The sequence below is a fragment of the Roseivirga sp. BDSF3-8 genome, assembly GCF_041449215.1.
Taxonomy (GTDB): domain Bacteria; phylum Bacteroidota; class Bacteroidia; order Cytophagales; family Cyclobacteriaceae; genus JBGNFV01.
The window spans coordinates 1759070-1777876 of sequence record NZ_JBGNFV010000001.1; the positions used below are offsets into that span (position 1 = coordinate 1759070).

The 18807-nt window shown below is 46.5% G+C and carries 18 protein-coding genes and 1 tRNA gene; 10 read left to right on the forward strand and 9 right to left on the reverse strand.

Going from position 1 to position 18807, the window contains the following annotated elements:
- The first annotated feature begins 172 nt into the window (after positions 1–172).
- From rho to AB9P05_RS07080, 3 genes are all read left to right on the forward strand, one after another.
- Positions 173–2077: a transcription termination factor Rho gene (gene rho / locus AB9P05_RS07070; RefSeq protein ID WP_371908116.1), complete on the forward strand. Its 1905-nt coding sequence runs from the start codon at positions 173–175 to the stop codon at positions 2075–2077.
- A gap of 72 nt (positions 2078–2149) precedes the next feature.
- Positions 2150–3217: a magnesium/cobalt transporter CorA gene (gene corA, locus AB9P05_RS07075; RefSeq protein ID WP_371908117.1), complete on the forward strand. Its 1068-nt coding sequence runs from the start codon at positions 2150–2152 to the stop codon at positions 3215–3217.
- 107 nt (positions 3218–3324) lie between these two features.
- Positions 3325–3978, forward strand: a complete 654-nt coding sequence (locus AB9P05_RS07080; protein ID WP_371908118.1) for an RDD family protein — start codon at positions 3325–3327, stop codon at positions 3976–3978.
- Between the two features lie 58 nt (positions 3979–4036).
- On the opposite strand, the gene AB9P05_RS07085 is transcribed toward AB9P05_RS07080, so the two are convergent.
- From AB9P05_RS07085 to AB9P05_RS07095, 3 genes are all read right to left on the reverse strand, one after another.
- A complete protein-coding gene (locus AB9P05_RS07085; protein WP_371908119.1) occupies positions 4037–5272 on the reverse strand; it encodes an NAD(P)-dependent oxidoreductase in 1236 nt (411 codons plus the stop codon).
- Between the two features lie 72 nt (positions 5273–5344).
- On the reverse strand, positions 5345–5476 hold the full coding sequence (locus AB9P05_RS07090; RefSeq protein ID WP_371908120.1) for a hypothetical protein: 132 nt from the start codon (positions 5474–5476) through the stop codon (positions 5345–5347).
- Between the two features lie 99 nt (positions 5477–5575).
- The gene (locus AB9P05_RS07095) at positions 5576–5728 is read right to left on the reverse strand and encodes a hypothetical protein (RefSeq protein WP_371908121.1); all 153 of its coding nucleotides are present in this window, start codon (positions 5726–5728) and stop codon (positions 5576–5578) included.
- Positions 5729–6191: 463 nt separating this feature from the next.
- Here AB9P05_RS07095 and AB9P05_RS07100 point away from each other — a divergent pair, with 463 nt between their 5' ends.
- From AB9P05_RS07100 to AB9P05_RS07110, 3 genes are all read left to right on the forward strand, one after another.
- Positions 6192–6635: a hypothetical protein gene (locus tag AB9P05_RS07100; RefSeq protein ID WP_371908122.1), complete on the forward strand. Its 444-nt coding sequence runs from the start codon at positions 6192–6194 to the stop codon at positions 6633–6635.
- 38 nt (positions 6636–6673) lie between these two features.
- Complete coding sequence (locus AB9P05_RS07105; protein WP_371908123.1) at positions 6674–7165, forward strand: C40 family peptidase; 492 nt, start codon at positions 6674–6676, stop codon at positions 7163–7165.
- Positions 7166–7207: 42 nt separating this feature from the next.
- Positions 7208–7281: transfer RNA gene (locus AB9P05_RS07110), tRNA-Ala, on the forward strand.
- Between the two features lie 111 nt (positions 7282–7392).
- Here the strand turns inward: AB9P05_RS07110 and AB9P05_RS07115 are convergent.
- The 5 genes from AB9P05_RS07115 to AB9P05_RS07135 form a co-directional block, all read right to left on the reverse strand.
- Positions 7393–7875 carry an SMI1/KNR4 family protein gene (locus AB9P05_RS07115; protein ID WP_371908124.1) on the reverse strand — a complete coding sequence of 161 codons (483 nt, stop codon included), beginning with the start codon at positions 7873–7875 and terminating at the stop codon, positions 7393–7395.
- Positions 7876–8095: 220 nt separating this feature from the next.
- On the reverse strand, positions 8096–10645 hold the full coding sequence (locus AB9P05_RS07120; RefSeq protein WP_371908125.1) for an N-6 DNA methylase: 2550 nt from the start codon (positions 10643–10645) through the stop codon (positions 8096–8098).
- 5 nt (positions 10646–10650) lie between these two features.
- The gene (locus tag AB9P05_RS07125) at positions 10651–11346 is read right to left on the reverse strand and encodes a transposase (RefSeq protein WP_371908126.1); all 696 of its coding nucleotides are present in this window, start codon (positions 11344–11346) and stop codon (positions 10651–10653) included.
- A complete protein-coding gene (locus tag AB9P05_RS07130; protein WP_371908127.1) occupies positions 11346–13874 on the reverse strand; it encodes a DEAD/DEAH box helicase family protein in 2529 nt (842 codons plus the stop codon). Before AB9P05_RS07130 ends, AB9P05_RS07125 begins: the two co-directional genes overlap by 1 nt.
- A gap of 435 nt (positions 13875–14309) precedes the next feature.
- Positions 14310–14801 (reverse strand): GNAT family N-acetyltransferase, encoded by a 492-nt coding sequence (locus tag AB9P05_RS07135; RefSeq protein WP_371908128.1) that lies wholly within the window; start codon positions 14799–14801, stop codon positions 14310–14312.
- A 173-nt stretch (positions 14802–14974) separates the two neighbouring features.
- On the opposite strand from AB9P05_RS07135, the gene AB9P05_RS07140 reads away from it, so the two are divergent.
- The 4 genes from AB9P05_RS07140 (at position 14975) to AB9P05_RS07155 (ending at position 17922) form a co-directional block, all read left to right on the forward strand.
- Positions 14975–15499: a carboxypeptidase-like regulatory domain-containing protein gene (locus AB9P05_RS07140; RefSeq protein ID WP_371908129.1), complete on the forward strand. Its 525-nt coding sequence runs from the start codon at positions 14975–14977 to the stop codon at positions 15497–15499.
- Between the two features lie 6 nt (positions 15500–15505).
- Positions 15506–16504 (forward strand): transglutaminase domain-containing protein, encoded by a 999-nt coding sequence (locus tag AB9P05_RS07145; protein ID WP_371908130.1) that lies wholly within the window; start codon positions 15506–15508, stop codon positions 16502–16504.
- 335 nt (positions 16505–16839) lie between these two features.
- A complete protein-coding gene (locus AB9P05_RS07150; RefSeq protein ID WP_371908131.1) occupies positions 16840–17469 on the forward strand; it encodes a 2OG-Fe(II) oxygenase in 630 nt (209 codons plus the stop codon).
- A gap of 78 nt (positions 17470–17547) precedes the next feature.
- The gene (locus AB9P05_RS07155) at positions 17548–17922 is read left to right on the forward strand and encodes a VOC family protein (protein ID WP_371908132.1); all 375 of its coding nucleotides are present in this window, start codon (positions 17548–17550) and stop codon (positions 17920–17922) included.
- 12 nt (positions 17923–17934) lie between these two features.
- Here the strand turns inward: AB9P05_RS07155 and AB9P05_RS07160 are convergent, their stop codons facing one another.
- Positions 17935–18714, reverse strand: coding sequence for an alpha/beta fold hydrolase (locus AB9P05_RS07160; RefSeq protein WP_371908133.1), 780 nt, complete (start codon positions 18712–18714; stop codon positions 17935–17937).
- Between the last annotated feature and the right edge of the window lie 93 nt (positions 18715–18807).

The window sequence follows — 18807 nt, forward strand, 5'->3', positions numbered from 1 at the left end:
TATTTTTTAGGTCTATCTATATTATTGCAGGGTCAAACACGGTTTAAACCCGTTCACAATCTAACTAATCTCTTTTTCTTACTTTTCTTTTTTTTAGTTAAGATTTAACTTCGTTTTAACGCATTTCGCACGCTAGCCATCCGCGCTAACGGTAAGTCTTTATTAATCATTTATGTACAATATTGAAGAACTGAATGTCAGGCTTCTTTCCGAACTCAAGGAAATTGCCGAAGAATTGGGTGTAAAAAACTATAAGCGGCTACCAAAAAAGGAACTTATCTACAAAATCCTTGATCAGCAGGCCGTAACTCCCGAAAAAGACCTCCCTCCCAAAAAGCCCACCAACACGCCTTCTAATTCTAATGACTCCGACCAGTCCAAAGAAGAGAAAAAGGAGGAGAAAGAACCTCGTAAATCAGAAAGCAAAGGCAGAAAGCGCGTAAAGCGTGAAAACGTGGCCAGTACACCTGATGAGAGCCCTTCAGAGGAAAAACCCGCTAAAGAAACCAAGCCCTCTAAAAAAGACTCTGGTAAGGGGTCAGATGAAGAGGATCTGCTGAGCAGTTTTAATATTGAAGCAGAGGATGGTGGCAAAAGCGAGGCTAAAAAGGGTGATGACCGCAGGAAATCACGTGACGATGATTCAGGCAGGTCTGAAGCTAAAAAAAGCGACTCTAACAGAGGCGACTCTAACAAAGGCGACTCCGGTCGGAACGAATCTAACAGAGGCGAATCCAACAGAGGCGACGCCAAGGGAGGCGATTCTAACAAGGGTGACTCCAGTCGGAGCGACGCCAAAGGAGGCGATGACAGCCAGCATGATGGTGGAAGAGGCGATAACAAAAATGAGTCACGTCAGAACGACTCGAATCGTGGTGACTCCCGCAAAGGAGACCGCCAGGGTGGCAGAGGGTCTAAAGGTGACGATGATAAGAAGGTACGCCCCGTCAGCGTAAAAGAATTTGACGGCATCATCACTAATGAGGGTGTACTGGAGATCATGCAGGATGGCTACGGCTTCCTTCGCTCGGGTGATTACAACTACTTGGCGAGCCCTGATGATATTTACGTATCTCCCAGCCAGATAAAACTTTTTGGCCTGAAAACGGGTGATAACGTGAAAGGGCAGATTCGTCCACCAAAAGAGGGAGAGAAATACTTTGCCCTGCTTCGCGTGGAGTCTGTAAACGGCAAGACAACTGAGGAAATACGTGACAGAGTACCTTTTGAGTACCTGACTCCTCTGTTCCCGGAGGAAAAGCTTAACCTGAGCCACAAGCCGGATAACTTCTCTACCCGTATTCTGGACCTGTTCTCCCCTATCGGTAAAGGCCAGCGTGGTATGATCGTAGCCCAGCCTAAAACAGGCAAGACAGTGCTGCTTAAGCAGATCGCGAATGCGATTGCGAAAAACCACCCTGAAGTATACCTCATGATCCTGCTGATCGATGAGCGTCCTGAGGAGGTAACGGATATGGCCCGCAGTGTAAAGGCTGAAGTAATCAGCTCTACATTTGACGAACAGGCGGAACGCCACGTTAAGGTTTCCAGCATCGTACTGGAAAAAGCGAAAAGAATGGTGGAGTGCGGACATGATGTGGTCATCCTGCTGGATTCTATCACACGACTTGCAAGAGCTTATAACACGGTGGTACCTTCCAGTGGAAAGATTCTTTCCGGTGGTGTGGATGCCAATGCACTGCATAAGCCTAAGCGCTTCTTCGGAGCTGCCCGAAACGTTGAGAACGGCGGGTCACTTACGATCATCGCTACGGCTCTGATCGAGACTGGGTCTAAAATGGATGAGGTGATCTTTGAGGAATTCAAAGGTACGGGTAACATGGAACTGCAGCTTGACCGTAAGCTCAGCAACAAGCGTGTTTATCCTGCTATTGATGTACCTGCTTCCGGTACTCGGCGCGAAGACCTGCTTATGGACAAAGAAGAACTGCAGCGTGTGTGGATACTTCGCAAGTTCATGGCAGACATGACCTCTAATGAGGCTATGGAATTCCTTCTCGACAGGATGAAAGGCACCCGCGACAATGCAGAATTCCTTATATCTATGAATGGATAAACGGTAAGTAACCAATATATTTAAGCGATGGATTAACTCCATCGCTTTTTTTTTGCCTGTGACCTTAGCTTAATGAAGAACTTTTTTAAAAATGCCATCAAGCAGGTGGGGCTTCCGCCCGGTACTGCTGTGTACACCGGAGACGAAGCCCGGGAGCCGCTTCACATCTCTTTTTACGAGTATAATGTGGATAAACTGGAGGAGACTACCTTCACGTCAGTCCCCGAATTACTGGTCCACGAGAAAAAGACTAACTGTAAGGTGTGGATCAATCTTGATGGCACGGCACACACGGATGAGGTGCGTCAGCTTTGTGAAGCCTATAATATTCACCCGCTTACCATAGAGGACATACTGAGCCAGGACCAGCGCCCAAAAGTGGAGGATAATGGCGACTACATTTTTGTGGTATTGAAAATGTTCACTTTACTGGACGAGGAGGAAATGGTACACACGGAGCAGGTTAGCTTTGTGCTGGGTAAGGATTTTGTACTTTCATTCCAGGAGAGAAAAGGTGATAACTTTGGTCCGGTACGTAACCGCCTGCGGATAGGCAGGGGCAGGATACGGAAGTCAGGATCGGATTACCTGCTATATGTGCTGATAGATACAGTGGTGGATTACTACTATGTGATCCTGGAGCGGTTTGGTGACCTGATGGCTGAGCTGGAAGGTGAGCTACTGCATGAGGCGGAAGAGGAGGATCTGAATACTCTCTATACTCTAAAACGGGAGATGTTGCATGTGCGCAGATCGGTTTGGCCGCTACGTGAGGTGGTGAACAAACTGGAGAGGGACCCTTTGCCTCTTCTCAAAAAGGAGACACGACTATTTATGCGGGACGTATATGACCACACGATACAGGTAATTGACACAGTAGAGACGTACCGCGATGTGCTAAACTCTATGCTGGATCTGTACCAGAGTACTTTAAGCAACCAAATGAATGGTGTAATGAAGGTGCTGACGCTGATAAGCACTATCTTCATCCCTCTAACGTTCATTGCGGGTATATATGGCATGAACTTTCAGCATATGCCTGAGCTGGACTGGGAGTACGGCTACACGATGGTATGGGTACTAAACATAGTGATCACTGCGGGGATGATATTCGTGTTCAAGAAGAAGAAATGGTTATAGGTATAAATTTTCTGTAAATCAGCGTTTTGTAAGATCGTGTTTAAAAATGCACCCTTCGCCCGGTAAAGGATTCTTAAATTTAGGTTTATGTAAAAATTTAAATAAACATGAATCAGGAGTATCGACTAAGCTATTGCAAGGTCTGTCAGAACAAGAAGTTTAATCCGGAAACGGGTTTAGTATGCGGGCTTACTAATGAGAAGCCGGACTTTATGGAATCCTGCGACCATTATCTGTCATCGGAAACAGAGCAACGCTCCATACTTTCCTCAAGTGTTTCGGGCCTGGTGCAGCAGGTGAGCCGGGGCAAACGTTTTGCGCACTTTCTCATTGACAGTATTGTGTTTTATATGGGCTTTCTGATTCTGGGGGTAGGCCTGGGTATATTATCGGAGGTATTAGGCTTCGATATAGATGGACTATTATATGCCCTGTCAGAAGGACCGATAAGCTTACTTCTGGAATACGGCATATTCATAGGGTTTTATGTGCTTTTTGAGGGACTGTTCCAGCAGACTCCGGGTAAGATGATCACAAAATCTATTGTGGTTGATGAAAATGGTGAAAAGCTTTCAACCGGCAAGGTAATTATCAGGTCATTGGTACGTTTGGTGCCCTTTGAGGCTTTTTCACACTTCAGCGACAGCAGGAGAAGCTGGCACGATAAGGCCGGAAACTCTTATGTGATCTCAAAATTTGATCATGAGAAGATACAGAAGCTTAAGGAGGAAATGAAGGACAACCGTCTGGTCAACGCTTAAGCTAAAAGGATGTACTATTTTATAGGAGGCTGCCCACCAGGGTGGCCTCCTTTTTTATTTATACGGGCACGGCATCGCCGCTCCCTCCACTGACATATGCTTCAAGGTAAGCGTACCGGGATGTGAGATGGCCATCTTTGGCAATGGTTGCGCGCTCGATGATACTATCCTCGTCACTTCCTAATAAGTGAGGCAGAATATGCAGCTGCAGGTCTTTCCCAAAGTCTTCAGAAGCATCTCTGGGTAGCTCACAGGGCAGGTTATCTATGGCCATCACCGAAATATGTTCTTTGCCACTATAGGCGGGTTTAATCTCACGGGTTGACGGGTCATAGTCATAGACCGGATCGGCAACGGTGGTGGCTTTTTTAGTGGTGGGTATGCTGCCTTCTATATCGCATGTAATATCCGCAATGACCTTAATAGCGAAGTCGGGGTTGGTGGTGTCTTCTTCAGTAAAGAGCCTCGGAGCTGCAGGATCCCAGTAAGCAGAAGCAATAAGCATGTCTGCCACCCTAGCATACTTGCCAAAGTCGGAGGTATAGGCCTCAGGGCTTAAGTAGAAGTCGCCTTTCTCTCTTTCCTGCCCGTCCTTTCGGCGGTTGTAGTCCAGGCTTTTAAGCTGGGCATAGACAGGTTCATTAAAGGTTTGCTCTAAGAACTCCTGGGGGGTGACTTGCTTAATCCCCATGCCATTTAGCACTTCCATGGCTCCTCCTGCCACCCGGCCACTGCCTGTAAGTGCAATCTTAATGGGTGGCAATGCTGCCTTGCTATATTCGGTGGTAAGTTCGCGAAGGTCGAAGGCATCAGAGGCTTTTTTCAGATTGAACAAGCCAAACCGCCTGCCAAATGTGAGTATACCATTATAAGCGCCCACTATACCGGCATAGCGCCCAAAGGCCACTAATCGCCTGGCAGTGGTATCGGTCAGAACCTCGTAGTCAATAAGGGTTATGTTCTTTTTAAGTATTTCGCGTAGCAACTCGCGGTTGTAGGACTGGGCTTTGATGGTATGACTGAAGAATAAGTAGGTTTTACCGGCTATTAACTCCCGGATGGGCACTTCCTTTACGCCAAAGAGAATATCACAATGGCTCATGTCTTCAACTACCTGAATGCCGGCTTCCTGATATTCTTTGTCTTCAAAACATCTGATATCGGACTTCTGGCACCAGACGGAAACATTGGGGTAGGTCTGGTCTATGTTAGCGGCCTGTTGGGGTGTAAAAGGGACGCGATGGTCTACAGGTACTTTTCCTTCCTTTATTATTCCCAGGTTGATCTTGTTCATATTCTTCAGCACAGTGGTTAGGATATCCGGCTGCTTATTGCCGGCACTTAATCCAAAGGTAAGTATTTTGTTTCAGCTTACAGAATAGTCTCTCCGAGGTCTGTAAGGGTGAAAAAAACGGTCCGGATCAACGCTTTTCCGGATGCGCCACTCCTTTGGGAAATAATTATTGGCGCGATTGCCGACCTTTTTTGGCAAAGCCAAGGGGTATCCTTTGATAGGCGGGTAAAACTACCTTTTGTAGGGGGCTGTGGACACCTCTTCTAAAAAGGTGTCGTTCTTCATCAGGTAATCAACGGCTGCTTACTGGCTAAGGGGTAGGCGGTCAAAAGCATTATCCTGAACCACTAAGGAAAGGGCCAGGCTATGAGGGAGGGCGATGTTCTTTTTCTTTACCTCGGCCACGGTAATGCTTGCTGATCTTATTCTGAGACGCTTTGCAGTTAAGTATTTCAATGGCTTCGGGCGGAGCTGCAGGCTGGATCAGCCTATCCATAAACTTTAGCATGGGCTTGCGGTATGGGGTACTGAGCCAGGGAGGGACTTCTTCGTATTCTGCACGTGAAGCAACGCTGACCTGAGAGGCGGCCTTTTTCTTTTATTCCTGGGTATGGCATCTTTTCTTGGGCCTGAATGCTTTCTCAATACGGTGAGGAAGAGGCCTTCGGCCAGCACCTTATGAGGGAAGAACCTGTACTCATAAGCGTGCCGGCTTTCCGTTTAGGTTATACTCCAATCGCCAGGGGCGCTCCAGGGCCTGCACAAATGCCGGAGATTTTTCCTGTAGGGATTGCCGGGTTCGGGATAGAAATTCTTGGGGCAGGTTATGCATCTAGCTATAGTTTACAGGGGTAAATTTAATGATAACTGGACACTGATTTAATATTAGGCTATATTTCGAACAAAAACCTGACTATATATGAATGCAGCACACTGGCACCTGGTACTAAACCATATTCCTGTATTAGGTACGTTTTTTGCCGCCGGCTTTCTAGTGGCGGGTATTTTTGGAAGTAGTAAACCTATAAAAAAGGCGGGGCTGATTGTCCTGCTATTGTCTGCAGGAATGGTGATACCGGTGGTAGCCACTGGTGAGGAAGCAGAAGAGATCGTGGAAAAACAGGGGGTATCTCATGAACTGATCCACGAGCACGAAGAGCAGGCAGAGACTGCTCAGTGGCTTATGGTATGTCTGGGTGGCCTGGCTCTGGTCTCAATTATTGCGGATGGTAAAAACAGGAAGTTGGCCGATTTGCTGTTCATGGTATGCCTGATTGGGTCGGTGGCTATCGGTATTGTATTGGTGAAGGTGGCTACGACGGGGGGGCAAATAAGCCACCCGGAAATACATGCGCTGGGGTAGTAGCTGCAGGAAGAGGAACATCATTAAACAGTGTGGAAATGGAGAGATATACTAAGGAAGGCGGGTGGCTAAATGGGCTGCTGATACTATTGATGGTTTTTAGCTTTGGGTGTGGTGCAGGCAAAAAGGCACGGGTGAGGGATAATAAGGTCAATACGGCTATCTCCACAGCACGCTCATACACTGGCACTCCTTATCGATGGGGAGGCACCACACGCTCGGGAATGGATTGCTCGGGTCTGCTGATCACTTCTTACGGGGCAGCAGGGATAGCCATACCGCGCACGGCAAAAGCTCAAAGTAAATATGGAAAGAAGGTGAGTATATACGAGCTTAAACCGGGTGATATGGTGTTCTTTGCTGCTAAAAAAGGGCGACGCAAGGTCACTCACGCGGGTATGGTTACTGAGGTAAACGGACGCCACGATGTACGATTTATCCATGCGAGCACGTCTCTTGGGGTTACTGAGAACAATATCTTCTCTGATTACTATAAAAAGATTTTTGTGAGGGCCCGGAGGCCTTTTTGATATTTTAAAAATATCTCTATATTTGCCAACCATTTAGCAATTGGGGGTATAGCTCAGCTGGCTAGAGCGCTTGCATGGCATGCAAGAGGTCGTCGGTTCGACTCCGACTATCTCCACTTAGAACAAAAGCCGATTCTCGTAAGGGGATCGGCTTTTTTGTTTTGGAGGGATATGAAAGGTAGCTTAAAACTTAGTTGTTTACCTTTTTCCCCTTCTACTTAATCTATTTAATCAGCAAACTTATCTTCACTTAATAGCCCATTAAAGAAATCGTTAAAAGAATCGGCAATGTGAATATCTTCTCCACATTCACAGTCAATCCACCTAACAGTCGGAATGCTGCCTTGTCGGTAATCAAGGGTAATCCACCAGTGTCCATCACCTGTTAATAAAATCTGTTTCTCTGGCAGTCCCCATTCCTGAGTCATATAGCCAGATTGCATAATATTATGAGCTGATTCTGATCCTTTGTCCAACACAATCCCGAACAATTCAGTCAAAGGCACATGATTATCGGACCATGTAGTTTTTTTAGTCATCGGAAAGGCAAATCCTTTTGTGTATCCACCGTTTTGGATTTTAAGTAAATCAAGAAAAGAATCAGGTAGTTTTACTCCTAACTCTGCTTCCGCTTGCTTAATCATTTTATCAGTCAAAGGTGGATTTTCATAATAGTTTAAATCCCAAAATTCAGCCTTGTTTATTGTCATGTACGGGGTTTTTTAAATGTTGCATACCAATTAAATAAACACACCAGGGGCGTTGAGTTGTCATATATTCGGGGGAGCCCAGCAAGTTATTGATCATTCTGAGTATTAGTGGTTGCATATACCCTCGGTAAATTTACTGCTATGAGTTCTTGCTCGTTTATGATCTTAAACTTAGTGGACAGGTAGTCCAATATGTCAAAATGCTCTGCCATTACCTACCCTATTCTGAGCTTGCGGAAGTACCCCAGACTTTGGCAATCCTATCCTTTATCTTCTGCTCAAAGATTTCAATGAGCTGCTTGTTGGCATTCACTAAGGCTTGCTCTTTTTCGATTTGAGCAACGATTTGGTGCTGGGTTTCGATATTGGGTAGTGGTATTTGAAACGTAGCTAACACTTTTGCATTTATATTAGACTGATTTATTCCATCAGTTTTAACTCTTTGGCAAAAATCTTTAGCTTCTTTCGTATTAAGACAGTAATTCAAGTAATCTCCTAGGATTAATTCTCTCTTATATATTAAACGAATTAGATAACCAGCAAACACGGCCTTTTTTTCCCCTCTATATATTCCCGTTTTACCTACATGCACTGGACTGTTAGTTCTGTTAAATAGTACATCGCCAGACTTCAGGAGATATTTCTCAAACTCTTCATCATCCGGCGCATATTTCAAATCAGACCAATCAATTTCGCCATTTTGAATATTCCCCATTCGAAGACAAACCACCTCACCTATTGAATGAGATTTTTTTGAACTGCCATATTGAAATTTATCACAAATTTCACCCAACTCCACCATCTTCCAATCCGGGTCGATGTCTATTTTGGGTTTGTAGTGGGCGACTACGGCTTTGGCACCATCTATTATTTTTTGGTAGCCTTCTATTTCGGCTACTATTTCTTCCTGTATGGATAAGGGCGGAAGGGGGATTTTTATTGATTTAAGGGCCTTCTGATTTAGTTTAGGTTGAGCAGATCCTGTGATATAGGGCTCTAAAGACATTGAGTTTAATACGTATTCAACATATTTCTGGGTGGATTGGGACTCAAACTTTAAGACATGCGCATGATTGTTAACCCAAACCTTGCCTGAAACTGAGAATGCAACAGGTGTAACTCTTGTCAATAAGTTTGCCCCATCTTCTGATACGAGTAATAAGTCTTCATCAAACAAATAATCTGAAACATAATCGACTATACCTGATGCACCATAATACGGATAATCACCTGCTTGCCTAACTGATTGAGTTATAGGAACTCTTTTACCATCATAATTTGAGCATATATTCCCGAGGTTCGTAAATGGATAATTAGAGTTAATAATATTTTGGACTCTATACCTCTCCCCGCTCAAATTATAATCTCCATTCGCCGCTATTTCGGTTTTTAAAACGGCGTGGGCGAGCAGAGAGTCGGGAATCTCCTTTGATGCGGCAAATTCATGCGTCAGGGCAATGGCCTCTTCCAACTGGCTGCCCTTTACCGCTGTACGTTGAGCGCCCAGGTTGTAGCCGTCATTGTCGATTTTGACAAACAGGATTTCGTTGCGTTGTTTAGCCAGGACTTTGTCCATAAGTAGAATGGAGGTCTTCACACCGCTGTAAGGGTTGAACACCCCGGCGGGCAGGCTCACCACGGCATAGAGGTAATCTTCCACCAGCATTTTGCGCAGCGCCTTGTAGGCCTTTCCACTTTGGAAGATGACGCCTTCGGGTACGATGATGCCGGCCTTGCCCGTGGGGGTCAGGTGCTCGGCTATGTAGTCCACAAACAGCACTTCACTACGCTTGCTGTCAATGGTAAATCTCTTATGCGGCCGTATACCTCCCTTCGGACTCATAAAGGGTGGGTTGGCGAGTACCACATCAGCGTTTTCATCCCATCGCTCTTCGCTGCTCAGGGTATCGTATTCATTTATGTGCGGGGTGGTGAAGCCGTGCAGGTAGAGGTTTACCAGGCTCAGCCGCACCATATCGGGTGATATGTCGTAGCCCGTAAAATTTTGGATCAGCTTTTTTCGGTCGTCGGGTGTTAAGCGATCCCCCAGGTTGGTGAAAGGCTTTTTCTCCAGCTTATTATACTCATAAATGCTGAGGCCTTCCTTGTTGGCTTTGGTGTATTTAAGCAGAATGTGTTTGTAGGCGGAGATGAGGAATCCGGCGGTACCGCAGGCCGGGTCCAGGATGGTATCGCCCTTATCAGGGTCGATGATCGCCACCAGAAAATCGATGATGTGCCGGGGCGTTCTGAACTGCCCGGCATCGCCCTGGCTGCCCATAACGGAAAGCAGGTATTCAAAGGCATCACCCAGTTTTTCGCTGTGGGTGTATTCAAACTCGCCGATGGTTTTGAGAAACAGCTTTAGGGTCTCCGGGTCCCGGTAGGGCAGATAAGCATTATTGAATATATCGCGGAACAGTTGGGGTATGTTGGGATTCTTCTCCATGCCCTCTATGGCATCGGAATACAGGCGCAGCATTTCGGCCGCCGTTACCCGGGTGTCGAACAGTTTATCCCAGGCATACCGGCTGAATTCAACCGTTTTATCTTTTGTCCGGTCGTCGGGAAACGCCGGGTCGGGCACTGTAAAATCAGAGAAGTACTTTGCCCTGCCCCCCAGGTCAATAGCCTCCTTGTCCATGTCGTCCATGAACTTATAGATGAGGCCTATGGTAATCTGCTCTATCTGTGCCTTTGGGTCCGGCAGTTTACCCACCAGAATATCCCGGCAGTCATCTATTCTTTTTTTGGTAGAGGTATCAAGCATATGATCTATCTATGAAACCGGTCATCAGACCAATTCAGGGGGTTATTAATGATGTATTCAGCAATGCGATGAAAGGATTCATCGTTTCGTATAATGTGGTCGTGGTAACGGGATTGCCAGGCAAATGCCAACCCCAACCGGTTACAATATTTGGTTACCGCCGATTTGTAGGATCGAATAATGGATGAAACGGTATTTGATTTCGGGGAAATGGCGGCCATTCGTTCATTTTTCAATGGGTCCATTCCTGATTCTGTGGGGCGGTTGGTGGGGGTATTGGTATTGGTGGGGACGTTGTCATTATTATTGGTGGGAACGTAATTGGTAGGGACGTTGCATGCAACGTCCCTACCAATTACGCCAACGTTCCTACCATCAACGGAAACGTTCCCACCAAAACCGGCAACGTCCCTACCGATATTTTTACCAAAATCCCCGCCATTCCGGTCCAATATCAAAATTCCGTGGATATGATTGGGCATGACCACAAATTCACCCAATTCTACGTGTTTTGCATGGTTTTTTATTTCATGCCACAACACGTGGGCGATGGCCCCTGCAGGTGAGACATGCATTTTGCCGTTTACTATTTCACCGAAAAAATTTTCGCGATCCTTGGTGCAGATGGTGATGAAATAGGCGGCGTCTCTGCCGTAATCCCAATTTTTTAATCTGGGCGATTTTCTGTTTTTCTGGTTCATCAGGCGGCAAATCCGTCAAGGTTTACATAATCTTTAATGTAAACCGGAATTACCTCCCGGTACTTAGGGGTCACTTCTTTGAATTGGGAAATATTCAGAGTCGGATTAGTCTGCAAGGCATGAAAGTCTTTTGTGGTAATGATCTTTCTAATGTCCTGATCAATAATGTAGGCCTTGAAGAAATATTTTAATGCTCTCACGTTTACGTCTTCTTCCGGCGGATAAATGGAAATGAATTTATCGAACTCTTCTTCCAGCAATTCATCTTTGGATTTGAATTTTGGGATGATGCCAAAGATCTTTTCCACCACTTCACGGATAGAAATTTTACGGTCGATCTTGGCTGCTTTGCGCAGCTTTTCCAGGTTAAAGTATTCTTCGGGTTTGTCAAAGATCTCGTGCTGGATATGGCTGATCAGGTACTCCCAGTTGTCAAGCTCCACATTTTTCCTGATGATGTCGTCCATTTTGATGCGGTCCTCAAATTTTTTGAACAACATGCGGTCGATCTTCATGCCTTCATAACCGATCTGCTCTTCCCTGACCGTCATCAAAGGGTCTGGCCGGTAACTGGTGTATTTGTCTATGTCTATACCACTGTCAATGATTTCACCGCCCCGCCTTTTTGGTTTGGGTAGTTTTAGTTTTTCGTCATAGTCGAACTTCTCTTCGAAGTATTCGAAGTTGGCAAAGAAGTCGAAAAGTTTGAATACCTCTTTCTCATGCCGCCGGGTTTCTTTTTCGTTCAGCTCGTTTTTGAAGGTGTATTCAAATGTATTTTTGCGGGTGCCCCGGCCTTTTATCTGCACAAAATCTGCAGGACTAAAGATAGGCCGCATCATACAGATGTTCAGCAGATCCGGGCAGTCGTAACCCGTGGTCATCATACCCACCGTTACGCAAACCCTGGTCTTAGCAGACTTGTACCCTTCCAGCCAGTTTGTCTTACCGCTCAGGTTGTTATTGGTGAAGTTGATGGTCATCTGCTGGGCATCATCTATCTGTGAGGTTACCTGCACGGCAAAGTCAGAGTTGTATCTGCCAGGATAAAGCTGCTCGGCAAACTCATTAAGTATTTCCGTGAGCTTGCGGGCGTGGTTCTGACTTACGGCAAACATGATGGTCTTGCCTATTTCGTTGGTGATGGGGTCTCGAAGGGCATTTTCCAAAAATGTCTGGCAGAAAATGCGGTTGGTTTTTTCAGAAAAGAATCGCCTTTCAAAATCGCGGGAGACAAAGGTATCCGTCTCTTCCCCTTCTTCAGTGGTAATGGCTACGGCATAGCCTTCGTCAGAAAGCAGTTGGGTGGTGATTTCTGTCCGGGCATCCAATACCCGGGGGTTAATGAGATAGCCGTCTTTCACGCCATCCAGCAGTGAATAGCGGAAAGTCGGGTCGCCGCCCTCACAGCCGAAAGTGGCGTAGGTATCCCGCAGCATCCTCCGCTCTATTTCTCTCGGATCATTTTCCTTTACCTTATCGTGGTCTACGCCTTTCAGGTAATCCCTGGGTGTGGCAGTGAGTCCTAATTTGTACCCATGAAAATATTCAAAAACGGCTCTGGCATTTCCTGAGATGGAACGATGGCTCTCGTCGGATATGATCAGGTCAAAATCCCTTGGTGAGAATTCGTGGCGGTATTTGTCATTAAACATCAGCGACTGAATAGTCGTCACCACTATGTCCGCTTTGTGCCAGTCGCTTTTGTGTTCTTTATAAATGAAGGTGCTGTAATCGGGTTTGAGGTACTGGGTAAAGGCTTTCCAGGCCTGGTCTTCCAGTTCCAAACGGTCTACCAGAAACAAAACCCGCCGTGCATTCTGGGTTCTCAGAAACAGACGGATCACCGCAGCAGAGGTCAGGGTTTTTCCGGTGCCGGTAGCCATCTCAAAAAGAAAACGGTCTTTACCCTCTGCCACCGCCTTTTGCAGTGCTTCAATGGCATTGATTTGGTAATACCTTAAAAACCGGAGTTGGTTGGTCCAGACAAAATCTTTGCTGGCCTCAGGTGTGCCCTTCCACTCCGGCCCCTCCGCATAGTCAGGCATCTGTATGGAAGCGATATAATCATTCGTAACTTCTTCACTGGCCAGCGCACTCCGGTCGGGATTCCATGCTTTGATGGCACCGATTTCTGTAGGAGAAGGGAACTTGTAAATCGGCTCGGGGTTACCTTTGGTTACATCCCAAAAGTAGTGGACGATCCCATTAGATAGAATTACATATTGTGCACCAACGGTCTTGGCGTATTTTCTTGCTTGTTCTTTGGCGACCAGGGGGTGCAGGCTTTCCTTTTTGGCTTCTAATACGCAAATGGGTTTGTTCTGGCTGTTTACCAGCAGAAAGTCAAGCGAACCGTTTTTAGTCTTTTCGTAATCCTCTCCCCAGGCGTCAATTTCTTTTTGTGTAATCTTTACTCGGTTCTCAAGTAGAATATTTGCTTCCCCTTCCTCATTATCGAAGAATCTCCATCCTGCTTCTTGAAGTAGTTGATTTATTCTAATTCTTGCATGAGCTTCATTTTTCATTATCATTTCTCTTATTAGTCAGCCTTGGCAAAAGCCAAATAAGCTATTTATGGGATCTGGCTTTTCAGGCAATGCTTACAACAACCTGATAAACTAACCGTGTGTATTTCGATTGTATTTCTTCGGCTAAAACTAATAAGATAATGGTTTTTTTGGAAGCGAATCGGGTGTACGGCTGCAGGCTTTTATTTCTCTCTTATGAGGGGAAATAATGATGTGGCGGACCAACTATTTAAATGTGCGGCATCCTTTAAAGGGAATCCAATATGTCTGCAATTCAGGCTAATAAACCGATTAAAATGCTTGGCTCGTGTAGGTACTAAGCCACTCTCCTTTCATGAAGGTATTCGCTATTATATGCAGTTATCGGTATTGTTCTAATACACGAAGAATATCTGCCCAGGGGTTTATGCCAAGCTGAAATTGCCATTTGGTTTATTTCAAACTAAAAAGGGAGAGGGTATGCTGGCCGTCCTGGAATGGGTGCCTATAGGAGAACCCGAGCTTTCTTAACAGGCTAATGGAACTCTGATTTTGGGGAATGGTGATGGCTATAATGTTGGGGTAGGCTCCTGAGGTGAGTATATGGTGGAGGTAGGCGCGGCTGGCCTCGAGTGTATAGCCATTTTTACCGTATTCCGGCAAAATAGCAAATCCGAGATCAGGAAACTGCTGATTGGCCCGCATAAGAAAGGTGACTATACCGAGTGGCTGGCGTGTGTGTTTATCTTCAAAGAGATTGTAGTAGTACTCTGGGCTATCGAGCATTTTTTGGATGTATCTGCTGGCATCATTCTCATTAGCGACCTTTCTGTCACCAATAAATTCGAGCCACCCTTGGGAATTGACCAGGTCTAGCATAAAGGGGGCATCAGTGAGGTCTATGGGTCTGAGCCTGAGCCGTTCTGTTTCAAGGTTTACGTACATATTTATCGGGTAAAAAGGAGCGATTGCCATGTGGCGATTCGCCTGGCCTTTGATAAAGTTAAGGAGTCATTCCTGTTTTGGTCTCTTCCGGTATTGACTTTACACAGGAAAAATCTGCACAAGGCTTATGGAATCTTGCGGAATAGTCCGTCTGTAAAGAAAACATAAAAGATATGAAGAACACTATGAAAACTTCAGCAGGCTTACTGCTAATTAGGTCCGGGGCATCAATGCTTTTTGCCTCACTTAACAGATCATTCTCTGTCCTTGCTTCTGCGAAATTGCTCTGTGCCGTACTGGTGGCAATGCTCTGTATGGGAGGTACTGCGGATGTGTATGCACAACAGCCGGGGAGCCCAGGCTCTGAAACGGTTAAAGGGGTGATACTGGATGAATATGGGGAACCTTTGCCGGCTGCAAATATTTTCCTGAAAGATGAGCCCGGCGTGGGTACTGTGTCGGATGCTTCGGGCGGGTTCAGGTTTCCGCGAAAGTTATCGGAGGGCGATGTGATTGTATTTAGTTTTGTAGGTTTTGAGACTCAGGAGTATGTGATAGGAAGTGAGGTGCCTGAGAGCCTGGAGGTGAAGATGGCAATGTACAATGAGATCGCGGGTGACCTGGCGAGTGATGAGGTGTACGCTTCGGGTTCGGCCTCCGGAGGGTTTTGGAGCATGGTGAAGGGGTGGTTTGACTAGGGTGCGATGAGGAAGATAGCCCTGTTGATATTATGGCTTTGTGGCTGTATGGGCATGCTTCCGGCGAAGGGCCAGGGGGAAGCTGACTATGCGCGGGCGGATAGTATGGCGGGGCTATTCCCGGGGCATTCGCTGGACCACCCTGCCTTGCTGGCGCATAAGCTTACGCAGGGTTTGGAGGGGGATAAGGAGAGGTTTCGTGCGCTATATAGGTGGGTTTGTACGAATATCACTAATGATTACGGGCTGTACTTACGGAACCGCCGTAAGCAGGTAAAATGGCAGAGTGAACCGGAGAAGCTGGCGGAGTGGCAGCGGAAATTTGCCCCTCTTGTGTTTAAACGCCTGCGAAAACACCATGCGACGCTATGCACGGGGTATGCCTATATACTCCGTGAACTAGCGAGGCATGTGGGCCTGGAAGCGGAACTGATCAATGGATATGGCCGCACGGCAAACTCGAATGTGGATGGGGAGGCTCTGGTAAATCATTCGTGGAATGCGATCCGGCTGGATGGGGTGTGGTATTTGTGTGATCCTACATGGTCTAGTGGCTATATCCGGGAGGGCGGTGTTGTGTCTGCCTATGATGATGATGTGTACTTTCTGGTAGAGCCGGAATTATTTATTCTGAATCATTATCCTGAAGATGTGGGGTGGACGTTGCTGAATGAGCCTCCTGCGCTGGAGGACTTTCTGAGCGGGCCGCTGAGTTATAAACCGGCGTGTGAATTTGGTTTTAAGCCGGAGCGGGACAAAATGAGGCAGCAAGTGGCCAAGGGAACTCCCTGGAAGGTGGGCTTTGAGGTGGCGCCGGGACTGGAAGGGGCTGTAGGGCTGAGGATAGCTGACAGGGATATGCAGCCAATCATTCAGAAGAGAAAAGGTGGTTTTATATTGTCGCACTCATTCGGCTCTAAAGGACACTATGATGTGCATATAACGGTGAAGGGCAGGATTGTGGCGACTTACTCGGTAGAGGTAGTTTCTGCGAGTGGGATTTAGCAGGAAACTGACCTATAGCCCATGCGGCGTGGGGAAAAGCCGGTCTTTATCTGGAGACTGGCTTTTCTTATGTAAGGCCGTGAGGAAACTGAAGTCTTTAGAGGCTATCAATCTATAGTACAATTATGCAAGGTACGGGTTATGCACTGTCTGACTATAGGATGACTATGGGATGACTAGAGGATGGCTATAGGAGGGTAATGGAGAGGAAAAAGGGAAAAGTACTATTATAGAGGAGGGTGATACGGTTAGGGTATGGATAGAAGATTTAAAAGACATGCAACTGGTAGCAGGTATTGCTTTTAGGGCTAACTTGGCGGGCTTATATAAAGAGATTGGAAATAAAAAAAGATTTGGATCTGTGGCTTTCCTGGATGGATGAGCTTGCTGACCAGGATTATGTGATCATCGATAAATTTTTTGACGGTGACACATACGAAAAGGTCCGTGCGGAATTTCAGGCTAAGCTTCCTCACTTTTCGCAGGCTCGTATCGGAGCGCTGGCGCAGAAATCATTGCATACTGAAATCAGGGGTGACCAGACGTACTGGCTGGACAGGAAGCGGGATACTGCACTGCAGCCGTTCTGGGAAGTGGTGGATGAATCTATTTATGTCCTTAACAGGTACTGCTTTCTGAGTCTCTCAGGTTATGAGTTTCATTTTGCCAATTATCCTCCTGGTGGTCATTATGATAAGCACCTGGACCAGTTTCAGGGCCGTAACAACCGTATGATCTCGATGATCATTTATCTGAATGACGATTGGCAAAAGGGCGACGGGGGTGAACTGGAAATATTTGTCGCAGACGGTAGCTCAGTAATTGTAGAACCCATCGGGGGGCGGTGCGTGATGTTTAAAAGTGCTGTGGTGCCACACGCAGTACGTAAGTCTTTCAAAGACAGGTATAGCCTCACCGGATGGTTATTATACCAACCTGCAGAATTAGGGAAGTTTTTAGGGTAGGCACCGACTAATGCCTATCTTAACGTATCAGGCAATGCCCGGCATGCCAAAAATCATTACCACTAACCTACCTACCCCATGGAACTAGGCGCATTTTCTATTAGTCTTAGTGTAAAAGACCTCGAAAAGAGTAAATCCTTTTATGAAAAGCTCGGCTTCAGTGTGTTTGCGGGCGAAAAAGAAAAGAACTACCTGATCATGAAAAACGGCGAGACGCTTATCGGCCTTTTCCATGGAATGTTTGAGGGCAACCTGCTTACATTCAATCCGGGTTGGGACCAAAACGCCCAGTTGGTGGATGGGTTCGATGACATCAGGGCGATCCAGCAGTCGCTTAAAGCAAAAGGTGTGGAACTGATGGCTGAGGCAGACGAAGAGAAATCCGGCCCGGCGAGTTTGATGCTGGCTGACCCGGATGGGAATGTGATCCTGATTGATCAGCACGTCTCATAGGGAGGCGCAACCTTATTCTTTTGGCAGGTCGAGGCTATTGATGAATCGTAAGGCACTCTCAAGCACGACATATTCTGCTTCGCGGTGCGGGGTATGACCCACATCGGGTATAATGAGCTTTTCTGCACGGCCGTTTACATTATCCAGTATACCCTCTACCTGCTGCAGCGTTCCGAACTCATCTTTCTTGCCCTGAATGATGAGAGAAGGGCATTGTATGTGAGGCAGAAAATTTTCAATGGTCCAGTTCCTGAAACTGTCCTTTAGCCAGATGCGGGTCCAGGCCTGAAAAACAGCCTCGGTTTTATCACCATGGTATTTTTGAAGCTTTTGCCTGAGGTCGGTGCTATTGTATTGTTGCACAGCCGCGCGTATCCCTTTCAGCGTTAAGTCCTCTACAAAAATATGGGCTCCCTCGGTAATAATGGCTTTAACGGTTGAAGCAAATTTTGCGGCTGCGATAAGCGCAATAGTTCCCCCATCGCTATGGCCGAATAAAATGGCCTCGTGAATACCACATTTATTCAAAAGATCCCGGAGCAAATCGGCTTCTTTTTCGAGGTAGTCGTTTTGCCGCTCCACGTTTGCAAAAGGAGCTGATCCGCCATACCCCTGGCGATCATAGACTAGTATGCTGCAGCCAGTAACTTCTCCCAACTTTTGGGGAAAATCGCGCCAGAGGCGGATGCACCCAAGGGAGTCGTGCAGGAAAACGATGGTGGGCTTTTGTGTTTTCCCGGGCTTACGCCAGACTTTTAGCCTTACATTATTTACTTGAATGTCTTCTTTCACTGGTGGCTTGGTTATGAATGTATGAAAGGACCAAGGGCAAATATAGCAGGTCTGACTTGTGGATAAGGGTTGTAAATCGTATTCAGGAGAGTA